Here is a 14,065-nt window from a genome sequence, read left to right on the forward strand (position 1 = left end):
CATACCAGAATCTGGCAAAATGATTAATTTACCTGTTTCTTATTTTTGTTGAGCATCGCCAGCCTGCGATTCGGCCGATGCATAGACTGATGTCTTTTCTATTTTGATTTTGACACCATCGGCAATTTCAACGATAAAATATGTATCGCCTACATCTTTTATTTTTCCGTGAAGTCCTCCGGCTGTCACCACCTTATCTCCTGTTTTTATCGCATTACGAGCTTCCTGCAATGCTTTTTGTTTTTTCTGTTGCGGACGTATCATGAAGAAATACATGATAGCAAACAATGCTACCATCATCAGGATCATGCTGCCTGAACCGCCTAATCCTAAGAATCCTCCTCCTCCTTCGCCACCTTTAGCAGCTTCTTCAGCAGCCACTTGTCCGGCTTCAGTACTTACTTGCAACAAAATAGTCAATAAATTCATAACGTCAATAGATTTCTGATATAATTAATTAAATGATATTTAAACTCAAATCTTTACAAAGATAGGAGAATTTTTAAGAAATAGGGATAAGGCTTTCTTAGTAAACCTTAATTATTGCTTAAATATTTTCTGTTCGCTTTTCAGCTCCTTCACAATGGCATCCAATATACCGTTGATAAACGAGGCACTTTTGGTTGTGCTGTATGCCTTAGCGATATTGATGTATTCGTTCAGGGTGACGCTGGTAGGGATGGAGACGAAATTCATGATTTCGGCTATCGCTATCTGCATGATAACCATATCCATGCTGGCGATACGTTCCGATTCCCAGTTTTTGGTGTATTTGTCGACCAACTCCTGATATTCTCCGGCATTCAACAGCGTATAATGTAGCAATTTTACGGCAAATTCGCGATCGGTATCGTCCCTGAACATCGGCAACAATTCCTGCTCCTCGCCGTTTTGCGGGTCAAATCGTTTGATAGTCTTCAACACGAACGAAACAACGATGTCTATATCATCGTTCCAGTAGAGGCTTTCATCCTCGAGGAAGTTGAACAAGTCCTCCGTCTGTGTGATGATATTCTTCAACACCTTTCTCCAGAATTCGCGATCGGTGTCGTAGCTGTCATTGGCGTCGTCCAGATATTCTTTGTAGATGTCCGAGGCCAATATCGCATCCAGCGTAGTGCGCAGGAAAGTGTCGTTGTCGTTCCAGTGGAAAGGCCTGTCGGTCAGATATTTTTGGAGTGTTTTGTTTTTTCTCAATTGAGATACAAAACGGTTGTCGGTAAGTCTTGTATTGGGATTGACATCTTCTTCGGTAGGGAGCAGCTTTGCCTTTCGGTTATCGATGCGATGTTGATACAGATCGGTGAGTTCGATAAACAACGAAAGTAAATAATGATATAAATCGTATGATTTTTGCAGACTAAAAAGGAGTTCATTCTCCGCTTTTTTCAGATCTGTTTCTTTACTCTCGAAACAAGCAAATAATATTTGTACCACTCTGATACGTATAAGAACGCGGTTTATCATTTTCTCGAAGATGAAAATTAATTGTTAGAGTGCAAAAATAGCCAAATTTTGTGTATTACAAAAATGCTGTCCATTTATTTTCTGTCATCTCGTCCGAAAACGGATATAAAAATGCAAAAGTAAGAAAAAGTCCCTCTCCGATTGGAGAGGGATATAGGGTGAGGTGGGTTAATCTTTCTTGCAGCGAACGGAGTATTGATAATCACGACTAAAAGAGTTTCGATAGACTGCTCTATTACCACCACCACCATTGATAAATTCTATTGCGCGGAACCATGCCCCTCCTGTGCCATTTCCACTTGATGTCCAAAGATAGCCAAAATTATCATAGGTAAGCATTGAGCCACTTCTGCTTGCACCTGCAAGCATCCAGTTCATACCTGGTAATACAGCCATAGAGATGATGTTCGAGGCACCCTCAGGTAAAGTTGAAATATCTGGAACAGAACAAGGATCTTTCATCGCTTTCCCATGTCCATGGTTTCCACCTCCACGATAACCAACAAAGCCGGTGGAAATAAGATTACTTGGAGTTGTTAGTCCACTATATTTTCCTACATTGGAACGTATTTCCAATTCCAGTGTTGTAAATTCTTTATCGCTTGGCAAATGCCATCCATTAGGGCAAATGCCTTGCACTTTATTATGGTTTTCTCCTGCGCTTGTTTCACCTTCTGTAAAACTGGCATTACCTGCACTACCTCCTTTTTTCATGGTCGCTGCCGGCCAATTATAAAGGCGGCCCAGACGTTGCGATTTGTTATATTCTGTAGGAGAAGTCGCATTTGTAGAACCAACGACATTTGGATAACCCATCAAAGGATCAGTGCTATTGCTAGCATATGATTCAGTTATTACATTGGGGGAAATAACTGTTGTGCCATCAGTACGTCCGGTAGCTGCATAGTTTGTAGCTCTTACATTATGAAGCATCCAGCGACCTGCTGTTGCGCCGAAATCACCCGAAAGAAAAAGATTGCCGTTCTGGTCGCGGTGTAGTTGAATTCCGGTTGTAGTATTAATAGCAGACGAACCGGCCTGAGCATCGGTGACAGCAGCGATTTCGGAGGAACTAAACCCTGCTCGTCCTGCCCATTCTTCTATTGTAGGTTCGCTTCCTGTCCCTTGACAATTTACTACAGAAACGGTAATGTCCTTGCTGCGCCTTATAGTTGCGGTATCTTGAAATGTTATACTGGATATATCATAAGGGGCACTTGCCGCTATATTATAGGTCACGTTGGTCGCATTATACGAACTGTTCTTTAGGTCTACCCCTCCGGATGAAGGGGCTACTGTAGACATGCCAGATGTACCTGTAATAACCGCATTCCATGCAGTATTACTGTGAACTGCAAATGAACCTGTGGCAGTTGATGTAATAATAATCTGGCTATTGGTAAACTGATTATTTACTCTAAATGCATAATTTGTTTGATTAAAGGTAACCTTTTTTGTTTGTCCGCATTCAGAATATATAAAGGTAAGCTCGCTTTCTTTACTATACCACGGATTTAAAGGAACAGCACCCAGAAGATCGGGTAATAAGGTCATCGTTGTAGGCGACGTTGTTAACGTTGTTGGTGTAATCGGATTCCCGGTAAAGGAAATGGCATTGAGTCCTGCAGCAGCAGCTGATGACCATGTAGGTGGAATTCCACCTGTCCAGCTAATTTCGAGATTTTGCGCTGTCAATGCACGGGCGTCTTGTCCACTTGGTAGGTCAAAGTATTCCTGATTGAAATTTAATCCTGCCACTACAGGTTTGTGTAGTGGTTGCCATTCGCTACCATTCCATACATACAAGCCCTTTCCATCCATTGTACATTTGTCGTTGTGGTAAACGATTAGTCCAGTATGGGCAGCATCCTCGCTGGCTGCATACCCATTTGCAAGCATAGGGTAGAGCTTATCTTTGTCGGTTAGTGTCACTCTGGGCATCGCTAACCCTTTGGTCGACATTCCTTGATTATCCATTTTCAGGTCGAGTAGTGCGCCTTTGTTAGGTGCTTCGGGGCTTCCGATAGAGACTTGTGCATGTAGGCTGCTTGTTGTAACGATTAAGGCTAATATAATAATAGCCTGTGCTAAAATTTTTTGCTTCATAAACATGTTAATTAATTAGTGTATTGTAAGTGATATCTTAATTGTGTTTTTGTTGCATGCATATACTGAACCTGCTTCTCCATCTTTGCTGAGAAGATGCAAATATCTCATTCTTCTAAAGGAATAGGATGCTTTTGCATAAGGTCTGACACGATAAGGATTTATTGCTTGTTTTTAAGTTACTCATTGTTAAATGTCCTAAATAAATCTTGCCTGTTTTTTGTAAATTTACCCAATATAAGTAAATTATTAAGTTGATAATGAATGTTATACCGAGTACGTGTTTGTAAATGTATGAAAACTATATACAAAGAAAAGCAATTTATCTAAAAACGCAAACGAAATGCAGCTTAATTTGCAATGTTTGTTAATAAACGAATACTTCTATTAACCGAAATCACCATCGGATTAGACAAGTATTTTCTTATCTTTGTGCCTTGTTCTATGCAATATGCTATACACCAGAAGCGAATGAAGAAGATAACAATAGCAGTCGACGGTTTCTCGTCATGCGGAAAAAGCACAATGGCCAAAGGTTTGGCGCACGAAATAGGGTATATTTATATCGATAGTGGAGCCATGTACCGGGCTGTAACATACTATTGCCTGCAAAACGGCCTTTTCGATGACAAAGTATTAGATGCAGCGGGCTTGAAAAAGCAGCTGGATAATATCAACATATCTTTTCGGCTGAATGAAGAGACTGCTTTACCCGAAACGTATCTGAACGGGGTGAATGTAGAGCAGGAAATCCGTAATATGGACGTATCTTCGCGGGTAAGCATTGTGAGCGCCATCCCCGAAGTCCGCCATGCGATGGTTGCCCTTCAACAGGAAATGGGCAGGCAAAAAGGAATCGTAATGGATGGACGCGATATCGGGACGGTCGTTTTCCCCGATGCTGAACTAAAGATATTCGTCACCGCCGATCCTAAGATACGTGCCGAACGCCGTTTGCTCGAACTTCGTAGCAAAGGGGATGAACAAACAACATTCGAAGAGGTATTGCAAAACCTGAAAGAGCGCGATCATCTGGATCAAACCCGTGCCGAAAGCCCCTTGAAGCAGGCGGACGATGCATTGGTGCTGGATAATTCGCACTTGACGCGCGACGAGCAAATGCAGTGGTTGGTAGAACAATACAACAAAGTAGTCGATTCATTGTAATATACGGATAGTAATGGCAAATAAGAAAATAGAAATTGATCAGCGCTCGGGCTTTTGTTTCGGGGTGGTGAATGCCATTAAGAAAGCAGAAGAGGAATTGGCCAAAGGAGAAATCCTTTACTGCTTGGGCGATATTGTACATAACAATCAGGAAGTGGAACGTCTCGAGAAATTAGGCTTGAGAACGATCAACCATGAGCAATTTGCCGGGCTGCACAATGTGAAGGTCCTGTTGCGGGCACATGGAGAACCGCCTTCGACGTACGAAATTGCCAAGCGGAATAATATCGAAATCATCGATGCCTCGTGTCCCGTAGTGCTGCGTTTGCAGAAAAAGATATACGACAAATACGAGAATGAGTTGCCTAATAACACCCAAATCGTTATTTATGGTAAGCAGGGACATGCCGAAGTAAACGGCCTGATAGGGCAAACGGCAGGAAATGCTATTGTCGTGGAAAAGAAAGAAGATCTCGAAAAACTCGATTATACTCGAAATATTTGCTTATTTTCGCAGACGACAAAACCGTTAGACGGCTTTCAGGAAATGATAGATATCATCCAGAGCCGCATGATAGGCGATGCGACATTCGAATATAACGATACGATTTGCCGTCAGGTATCGAACCGTATCCCCAATATTAAGGAATTTGCTACCAATCACGATATTGTCTTTTTTGTCGCAGGGCAAAAGAGTTCGAACGGGAAAGTCCTTTTTGCCGAATGTAAGAAATATAACGAGCGTTCGTACTTTGTCTCGGCGCCTTCGGATATAGATCCTGCAGTTATCGACAACGATTCGTCGATAGGCATTTGCGGAGCCACATCCACGCCTAAATGGCAGATGGAAGAAGTGGAAGCATACGTACAAAAAATCAGAGAACGTTTGAAGTAGCGAGAGCTGAAACAAAGCTTGCTTTGATTATGCCGAGTCACACCAAACGACTAATGAAATTGAGCAATTAGCTTGAAAAAGCACAAGATAACCTTTATAATTAACCTGTAATTAATGAATGTCAAAAAGTAGGCAAATCTCCTTTTTTTGCATTATTTAACTATGATAGTCTTCTATGTCTATGGTTTTAGACGTAGATTTGCGGCTGTCATTAGGCTAACCTGAACGAGATTAACTAAAACCTCTAATATCAGCTAAAAACATGAAAAGAAACTTGCTCCTCTTCTTGCTATTGCTTTGCTCAATAGCAATGTACTCCCAAACGGGCAATGTAACCGTAAAAGGCTTACTTGTCGATTCACTTACGAGCGAACCGGTTGCATATGCGACTATACGTATTTCGGCCAAAGAAACCCCCGATGTAATGTTGAAAGGATTTGCCACCGATGACAATGGCAAATTCAGCTTTGTCTTGAATAAAGCCGGAAACTACATCATGAAAATACAATACATGGGGAAGAAGGATATCGTAGAGAATCTGACGATTGGGGATAAAAAAACAATAGATTTTGCCACACTCCTCATGCCCGATAACGATGATATGTTGGGCGAAGTTGTCGTTACCGCCCAAAAGCCGCTGGTGCAGGTGGATCTGGACAAGATAACATACGACATGCAGGAAGATCCCGAATCCAAGACAAGCAATCTGCTGGATATGTTAAAGAAAGTGCCGCTGGTGACCGTCGACGGCGAAGATAATATTCAGCTGAAAGGCTCGTCCAGTTATAAAATCTATATGGATGGCAAACCGTCGAGCATGATAGCCAGCAACCCCAAAGATGTTTTGCGCAGTATGCCTGCATCTTCTATCAAAAATATCGAAGTCATAACCGACCCCGGAGCAAAATACGATGCCGAAGGGGTTGCAGGGATTATCAATATCATCACCAATAAGGAATCGAAATTGGGAGGATATACAGCGACACTGAATGCGGGTGTAGATAATCAGGGTAGCTTCAATGCGGGTGCATATTTATCGCTCAAATACGGGAAAATAGGATTCACGGGTAGCGGCTCCTATTACAACTACAATAATCCCGAAGGTCGCTTTGCTTCAATGCGCGAAACTTTTAATTCGCTGGGAGTACCTACTTCTTTCTTAGGACAGACAGCAAAACGCAAGAATCATGGCGACGGACAATACGGTTCGGGCGAATTAAGTATAGAACTCGATACTCTGAATCTGATAACAATCGGTTTCAACCGCTACGGAGGTGACTATAGCAGCCGGAGTAATGGAGAAACGGCTTTGTATGATGGAAGTATGGTAGGACAATATTACTTCGGGCAGAGTGGGAAATCAACAGGCACATATGGCAATACATCGGTCAATGCCGACTATCAACGCACTTTCTCCAAGAAGGACCAGTTACTGACCTTCTCTTACCGCTTCAACTTCAACCCCGACGATAGCCATTCCAGTACGAACATCGGAAATTCTATGGGCATATTGCCTCCCGATGCTGTCTCCAATTATCAGTACACAGATGCGAATATGAAAGAGCATACATTTCAGGGAGATTTTACCACTCCATTCGGGAAAGTGCATAATCTCGAAGCGGGATTGAAGTATATTATCCGCAACAATAAGAGCAACAGTGCCCGCTACAACTGGGATACCGGGACAAACGACTGGGTGCATGTGCCCAACCTGATGAATGATAAGTTCCGCCACGAAACAGATATCTTCGCCGCCTATGCAGGCTATAGCGCCAAGGTAGATAAATGGGGATTCAAGACGGGGCTGCGCTTTGAATCGACCGATTTGGATGTGAAATTCCCGCAGTTGTCGACAAGCAACTTCAAGACGGATTATACCAATGTAGTTCCTTCGGCAACAATTACTTATCAGCTGAAACCGAGCCAAACGCTGCGTGGAGGCTACAATATGCGTATCTGGCGTCCGGGAATATGGCAGCTGAACCCTTACGAAAACACTTCGAACCCGAACTATATAACTAAAGGGAATCCGAATCTGGATGCTGTAAAGAACCACTCTTTCAACCTGAACTACATGTTCTTTAACCCGAAAATCAATATCAATCTGAATACCTCATACTCTTTCGAGAACAATGCTATCGAGCAATATACGACCGTACAAAGCGGGGTGAGTACGACGACTTATGACAATATTGGTAAAAACAGACGTTTTCAGGCATCTACCTATATCAACTGGACAGGCATCCCTAAATTGAGAGTGATGGCTAACCTATGGGGAGGATACGTAGACATCAAAGCCAACAACAATTCGGGAGATGCCAATAACGGCTTCACCGGCGGTGGTTACTCCAACATCCAATATACTTTACCTATGAATTTTAACATAGGAGTTAATGGAGGCTATTTCTCACCCAATGTAGGCTTACAATCCAAAGGCTCTGATTATTATCATTACGGGCTTAACTTGCGCAAAAGCTTTTTGTCGGATAAGCTGAATGTAAATGTCTGGGCGAGAAGTATATTCCAAACAGATAGAAAATACAAAAATAGAATGGAAGCAGACACCTTCCGTTACAAATCGTTTAACGAAAATCGTGCCCGTCGTTTCGGGGTTTATATATCCTATCGCTTCGGCGAGATGAAGGCGCAGATAAAGAAAGCTAAACGCTCCATCAGTAACGATGATATGATTTCCGGCGGTGGTGGCGGTGGCCAACAGGGGGGCGGCGGCGAATAAGCCCGTGCAAACCTCTTGCAATGCATTGATGTAAAAAGGAAAAATTAAATGGAAATAATAAGTGGAACAACCGGCTATGCGCGCGATATATACGACATAGCCGAGCAGGCATGGGCTGATACATACGGCCATATTTTGTCGCAGGAACAGATAGATTACATGTTGGATATGATGTATAGCCCGCAGGCGATAGACGACCAGATAAATAAGCGGGGACACCATTTCTACCTTATCCGGGAGGATGCCTCGGCATGCTGGCAGGGCTTTGTTTCGTACGAATACGATTATCAAGGCGCTCATAAAACCAAGCTGCACAAATTGTACGTCCTGCCTTCGTGTCATGGGCTGGGTTTCGGGCGGATACTGATAGAAAAGGTTTGCGAAGATGCCCGCAAGCATGGAAATAAATCGGTGCTGCTGAATATGAATCGTAATAATGCCACTCTCGGTTTCTACAAACACATGGGATTTGAAATAATAGGCGAAGAAGACATCGACATCGGCAACGGTTTTCTGATGGAAGATTATATCTTCGAAAAACAGCTTTGAATCCTATAAATTCCTATCTTTGTATCAAACCCTAACGATTTGATATGATACCATTCCTGCGCAATGTTGCACAAGTCTATTACCATAAATACGGGCAGGCGGTCAGCCGTTTTGCCTTTGTGTTTCCCAACAGGCGTGCAGGAATTTTCTTCCAGAAATATTTAGCCGAGATTGCAGGAAAACCGCTTTTCTCGCCGCAGATATTTACCATTGCCGACCTTTTCGAGCAATTGAGCGACTACCATAAGGCCGACCGCATCGAGATGCTTTTCCTGTTGTATGATATATACAAAGAGGTGAGCAATTCCGCCGAAACATTCGACGAGTTCCTTTATTGGGGCGATATGCTGCTGAACGACTTCGACGATGTAGACAAATACCTGGTCGATGCCAAGCAGCTTTTCCGCAATATATACGACCTCAAGGAGATAGACGCTGATTTCGATTTCCTGTCACCCGAACAGGTAGAAGCTATCCGTCGTTTCTGGGACAACTTTTTGCCGATAGGGGATAATGACAAGAAACAAGACTTCCTCGAAATGTGGGAAGTGTTGAATGAATTATACACACGCTTGCGTAAGCGATTAGTAGATAAAGGTTTGGCATACGAAGGGATGATGTTCCGCGAGATAGCGGAGAAAGCCAAACGCAAAGAAGAACTGCCTTTGCCGAGTGAGCGGATTATCTTCATTGGGCTGAACGGGCATAGCAAATCCGAAGAAGAACTACTCAAATACCTGCAAAAGAAAGGCATTGCCGACTTCTATTGGGATTATAGTTCGCCGTTGGTACGCGACAAAGATAATAGGGCATCGCACTTTATCGACAGGAACAAAATGCTGTTCCCCTCGCAACTTCCTTTACTGCCCGAAGAGCAGACGATGGACAAGCCTGTTATCGAAGCCATCGGCATCCCTTCGGCAGTGGGGCAAGCCAAATATGTGCATAGCATTATCCGCTCGCTGATGGAAGAACAGCAAATCTCCTCTCCCGATAAGGCTTTGAACACAGCCGTTATCCTGCCGGACGAGAATTTGTTGCTGCCGACATTGTATTCCATCCCTCAAGAGATAGACAAAATAAATGTGACGATGGGGTATAACCTGTCCAATTCGTCCGTAGCTGGATTGATGGAGTATATCTTTGAGATACAGCGCAATGTGCGAAATGCTGCGGATGGTTTTGGCTTTTACTTCCGCCCGGTGATGTCAATACTGAATCATCGCTATATAGCCACCCTTATCGGTGAAGAAGTGAAAGCGCTGAAAGACAGTATTATCCGCTTCAATAAAATCATTGTTCCTGCCGGAGACTTACACATTCATCCCCTTCTGCGGCTGATATTCGTTCCTGTGGAATCGTGGGAAGCCATCCCCGATTATCTGCGGAATATTCTGGCTGCTTTGCAGACTGCCCTTTCGACAAAACGCAACGATGAGGACACCAATGACGAGACCGTCCGTTCGTTGGATATAGAATGCGAATTTATCATCGAATACTATAAAACGATAAACCGTCTGGATGAGACTTTTACAACGCGAGTACCTCAAATGACGGTAGAGACTTACTTTAAACTGCTGAAAAAACTGATAACAGGCATCAGCATTCCTTTTACGGGCGAACCGTTGTCGGGTTTGCAGATAATGGGAGTATTGGAAACGCGGTCGCTCGATTTCGACAACCTGATAATCCTGTCGATGAATGAAGGCATCTTCCCGATGAAACGTGCGGCTAACTCGTTTATACCCTATAATTTGCGTCGGGGCTTCGAGCTGCCGACCTACGAGCATCAGGACAGCATCTTTGCCTATCACTTCTATCGCCTGATAAATCGCGCCAAACGCATATACCTGCTCTACGATACCCGTACCGAAGGCTTGCAGAGTGGGGAGATAAGCCGCTATTTCAACCAGATAAAATATTTATATCCCGATTCTTTCGATATACACGAAAAGCTGGCCGTCTATAAAGTATCGGCGTCCGAGAGCCTCTCTATCTCTATCAGGAAAACGCCGTATATTATGGAGCAGCTTTCCGCCTTCCTCGAAGGAGGAGAACGGAGCCTCTCGGCGAGCGCTATCAATACCTACCTCAATTGCCCTTTGCAGTTCTATTTTTCGGTAGTGGAGGGGATGGAAGAAGAAGACGAAATATCCGAAACGATAGAATCGAGCATGTTTGGTACGCTCTTTCATACCATCATGGAGCTGATATACAATCCGTTGGAGGGTAAGATGGTGACAGCCGACCTGTTGCATAAAATGCGGAAGAATGATGCCGAATTGACGCAATATATCGAACAATCCTTTGCCGAGAACTACTTCAAGACGGAACGGGTAAAACGCCTGACCGGGCAAAACTACCTGACAGGCGAGGTTTTGCGCAAATATGTGAAGCGGGTTTTGCTGACGGATGCTAAGCAAACGCCTTTTGTATATACCAAATCGGAGATGAGGATGAATATGTCTTACCTACTTCCGTCCGGCAAACCGGTGATGCTCAAAGGTTTCATCGACCGTGTGGATGCAGTGAAAGGGCATACCCGAATCATTGATTACAAAACGGGAAAGGGCGAATTGGTTTTTCGCTCGATGGACGATTTGTTCGATAAAGAGATGAAAAACAGGCCGAAAGCTGTTATGCAGGTTTTCATGTATGCGCATTTATACCTGATAGAACATCCGGACGAAATCTTGGAGCCGGGCATCTATTACCTGCGCGAGCTTTTTGACGATAAATTCAATCCCGATGTCACCTACCAACCGGCTACCGGAAGCAAGGTGCATGTGACCGATTTCAATCAGTACCGTCAGGACTTCAAAGAACACTTCGAAAACTGCCTCGAAGAGATATTTGACCCGCAAATTCCTTTCGGACAGACACCTACGGGTGAAGCCTGCCGGTGGTGCTTATTTACTAATATTTGTAAAAGGTGAAAATGTCGCCTTTTTTGACCAAAATGTTATATTCGTTTTACCTTAAAAATGACTATATTTATACTCCTTTTTTGAAAAGGCTTTGAATCAACCGGCAAAACCGCCACAAATGAGTTAACAATTTTATGAACGTAAATAAATAAAAACTGTACCATGGACGTAAAACAATTACAAGAAAAATTCAACTCTCTTTATGGTTCCGAAGGAGCCGTTTATACTTCACCCGGCCGTATCAACCTGATTGGCGAGCATACCGATTACAATGGCGGATTCGTTCTTCCGGGAGCGATAGACAAAGCGATGTATTGTGTTATCAAGCCTAACGGGACGCCCGACCGCATCCGTGCTTATGCAATGGACCTGTCCGAAATGGACGAATTCGGTCTGGACGATATTCCAATCAAAGGATGGGCAAAATACATCTTTGGTGTTTGCACCGAAATGATTAAGCGCGGAGCCAAAGTACAAGGTTTCGATACCGTTTTTGCAGGCGATGTGCCTCTCGGGGCAGGTATGTCTTCGTCGGCAGCCCTAGAAAGCTGTTTCGGTTTCGCTATCAACGATATGTACAACTTAGGATTCGACCGCTTCGAGCTGGCTAAAATCGGTCAGGCTACCGAGCACAACTATGTAGGAGTGAAATGCGGTATCATGGATCAGTTTGCTTCATGCTTCGGTAAAGAAGGCTCTTTAATCCGCCTCGATTGCCGTTCGCTCGAATACGAATATGTGCCGTTCAACCCGCAAGGCTATCGCTTGGTGTTGTTGAATACCTGTGTAGCCCACGAACTGGCGTCTTCGGCATATAACCGCCGTCGCGAATCGTGCGAGAATGCAGCGTCGTATATCCGCAAATACCATCCTGAAGTAGAATTGCTTCGCGATGCTACCATAGAAATGCTGAAAGAAGTAGCCAACGAGGTAAGCGCCGAAGACTATATGCGCGCCGAGTTCGTAATCGAAGAGATTGCCCGCATGACAGAGGCTTGCGATGCGTTGAAGGCAGGCGACTACGAAACAGTAGGAAAGAAAATGTACGAAACGCATATCGGGCTTAGCCGCAAATACGAAGTTAGCTGCGAAGAACTCGACTTCCTCAATAACATTGCGCGCGAGTGTGGCGTAACAGGTTCGCGTATGATGGGTGGAGGCTTCGGCGGTTGTACTATCAACTTGGTGAAGAACGAATTGCACGACGGCTTTGTGAAACGTGCGACAGAAGCTTACGAAGCTAAATTCAAAATTAAGCCTAAAGTGTACGATGTCGTTATCAAAGACGGAGCACGCAAGTTAAGCTAAATTATATAGTTATTTAATCGTGAAAGAGGTTGTACTCCGGTGCAATCTCTTTTCTTTTGTCTTATATTTTCCTATCTTTGGCAAAAAAGAAATGAGATGAAACATATTTATGTCCTACTTTTACTAATATTAATCTGTTCATTCAACTGTATGTGTTCACAAGAGAAAAACAATTATCTGCTGATAAAGACGTCTATGGGCGACATTAAAGTCAAGTTGTACGATGAAACACCGCTTCATCGCGACCAGTATCTGAAACTCGTAGACGAAGGCTTTTTCAAAGACCGTATTTTCCACCGGGTAATCGAAGACTTTATGATTCAGGGCGGCGAAGCCCAAACCAAGACCGGCGAAGAAGAACCACCGCTTATTCCGGCAGAGTTTTGTTTCCCGCAACACTATCATAAGCGTGGCGTGCTGGCTGCTGCCCGTATGGGAGATAATGTAAACCCCGAGAAAAAGTCGGACGGATGCCAGTTCTATATCGTTACAGGTAAAAAGTTTGTACCGAGCCAGATAGCTGACATCGAAAAACAGCGCTACGAACAGCTCAAACAACAAATATTCAACCGCTTGCGGAAAGAGAATACCGAAGCTATCAAAACCCTTTACCGCGAAGGAGACAAGGAAGGCATGGCAGCCTTGCAGGAGAAACTTATCCAACAGATGGAGACCGAGGCAGAATCGCGCAAAGCCGAATCCCTCTACTCGGACGAGCAGAAAGAAGCTTACACATCGTTGGGCGGAACACCTCATCTGGATGGCGAATATACCGTATTCGGCGAGGTAGTCGAAGGCATGGATGTGGTGGCCAAGATAGAGGCTGTTCAAACCGCTGGACAAGACCGTCCACTGACGCCGGTCACTTTTAGCATCGTGCGGGCAGACTAATACATCTTTCCTGTTTTG

At 43.9% G+C, this 14,065-nt stretch carries 10 protein-coding genes; 7 read left to right on the forward strand and 3 right to left on the reverse strand.

The genetic code is table 11. The features are described from left to right. Positions 1-39: 39 nt before the first annotated feature. From yajC to D0T66_RS11705, 3 genes are all read right to left on the reverse strand, one after another. Positions 40-429, reverse strand: a complete 390-nt coding sequence (gene yajC / locus D0T66_RS11695) for a preprotein translocase subunit YajC (protein WP_185154838.1) — start codon at positions 427-429, stop codon at positions 40-42. Between the two features lie 111 nt (positions 430-540). Next, positions 541-1,467, reverse strand: a complete 927-nt coding sequence (gene nusB, locus D0T66_RS11700) for a transcription antitermination factor NusB (protein ID WP_163357483.1) — start codon at positions 1,465-1,467, stop codon at positions 541-543. 168 nt (positions 1,468-1,635) lie between these two features. After that, positions 1,636-3,579 (reverse strand): FISUMP domain-containing protein, encoded by a 1,944-nt coding sequence (locus tag D0T66_RS11705; protein WP_163357484.1) that lies wholly within the window; start codon positions 3,577-3,579, stop codon positions 1,636-1,638. A 465-nt stretch (positions 3,580-4,044) separates the two neighbouring features. On the opposite strand from D0T66_RS11705, the gene cmk reads away from it, so the two are divergent. The 7 genes from cmk to D0T66_RS11740 all read left to right on the forward strand — a co-directional run bounded on the left by cmk (position 4,045) and on the right by D0T66_RS11740 (position 14,047). After that, positions 4,045-4,740, forward strand: coding sequence for a (d)CMP kinase (gene cmk, locus D0T66_RS11710; RefSeq protein WP_163357485.1), 696 nt, complete (start codon positions 4,045-4,047; stop codon positions 4,738-4,740). 13 nt (positions 4,741-4,753) lie between these two features. Next, positions 4,754-5,635 (forward strand): 4-hydroxy-3-methylbut-2-enyl diphosphate reductase, encoded by an 882-nt coding sequence (locus D0T66_RS11715; protein WP_163357486.1) that lies wholly within the window; start codon positions 4,754-4,756, stop codon positions 5,633-5,635. A 262-nt stretch (positions 5,636-5,897) separates the two neighbouring features. Continuing rightward, complete coding sequence (locus D0T66_RS11720) at positions 5,898-8,372, forward strand: TonB-dependent receptor domain-containing protein (RefSeq protein WP_163357487.1); 2,475 nt, start codon at positions 5,898-5,900, stop codon at positions 8,370-8,372. Between the two features lie 48 nt (positions 8,373-8,420). Beyond that, positions 8,421-8,921: a GNAT family N-acetyltransferase gene (locus D0T66_RS11725; RefSeq protein ID WP_163357488.1), complete on the forward strand. Its 501-nt coding sequence runs from the start codon at positions 8,421-8,423 to the stop codon at positions 8,919-8,921. A gap of 44 nt (positions 8,922-8,965) precedes the next feature. Continuing rightward, positions 8,966-11,857, forward strand: coding sequence for a PD-(D/E)XK nuclease family protein (locus D0T66_RS11730; protein ID WP_163357489.1), 2,892 nt, complete (start codon positions 8,966-8,968; stop codon positions 11,855-11,857). A 153-nt stretch (positions 11,858-12,010) separates the two neighbouring features. After that, on the forward strand, positions 12,011-13,156 hold the full coding sequence (gene galK, locus D0T66_RS11735) for a galactokinase (RefSeq protein ID WP_163357490.1): 1,146 nt from the start codon (positions 12,011-12,013) through the stop codon (positions 13,154-13,156). Between the two features lie 96 nt (positions 13,157-13,252). Continuing rightward, the gene (locus tag D0T66_RS11740) at positions 13,253-14,047 is read left to right on the forward strand and encodes a peptidylprolyl isomerase (RefSeq protein WP_163357491.1); all 795 of its coding nucleotides are present in this window, start codon (positions 13,253-13,255) and stop codon (positions 14,045-14,047) included. Positions 14,048-14,065: the final 18 nt, after the last annotated feature.

It is taken from the genome of Dysgonomonas sp. 25 (genome assembly GCF_010501075.1).
GTDB lineage: Bacteria > Bacteroidota > Bacteroidia > Bacteroidales > Dysgonomonadaceae > Dysgonomonas.

Excerpts from the sequence above, each read along its gene's own strand:
- D0T66_RS11720 (WP_163357487.1), top strand. The coding sequence starts at position 5,898 with ATGAAAAGAAACTTGCTCCTCTTCTTGCTATTGCTTTGCTCAATAGCA.
- yajC (WP_185154838.1), bottom strand. The coding sequence starts at position 429 with ATGAATTTATTGACTATTTTGTTGCAAGTAAGTACTGAAGCCGGACAA.
- D0T66_RS11740 (WP_163357491.1), top strand. The coding sequence starts at position 13,253 with ATGAAACATATTTATGTCCTACTTTTACTAATATTAATCTGTTCATTC.
- galK (WP_163357490.1), top strand. The coding sequence starts at position 12,011 with ATGGACGTAAAACAATTACAAGAAAAATTCAACTCTCTTTATGGTTCC.
- D0T66_RS11705 (WP_163357484.1), bottom strand. The coding sequence starts at position 3,579 with ATGTTTATGAAGCAAAAAATTTTAGCACAGGCTATTATTATATTAGCC.
- D0T66_RS11730 (WP_163357489.1), top strand. The coding sequence starts at position 8,966 with ATGATACCATTCCTGCGCAATGTTGCACAAGTCTATTACCATAAATAC.
- D0T66_RS11725 (WP_163357488.1), top strand. The coding sequence starts at position 8,421 with ATGGAAATAATAAGTGGAACAACCGGCTATGCGCGCGATATATACGAC.
- D0T66_RS11715 (WP_163357486.1), top strand. The coding sequence starts at position 4,754 with ATGGCAAATAAGAAAATAGAAATTGATCAGCGCTCGGGCTTTTGTTTC.
- cmk (WP_163357485.1), top strand. The coding sequence starts at position 4,045 with ATGAAGAAGATAACAATAGCAGTCGACGGTTTCTCGTCATGCGGAAAA.
- nusB (WP_163357483.1), bottom strand. The coding sequence starts at position 1,467 with ATGATAAACCGCGTTCTTATACGTATCAGAGTGGTACAAATATTATTT.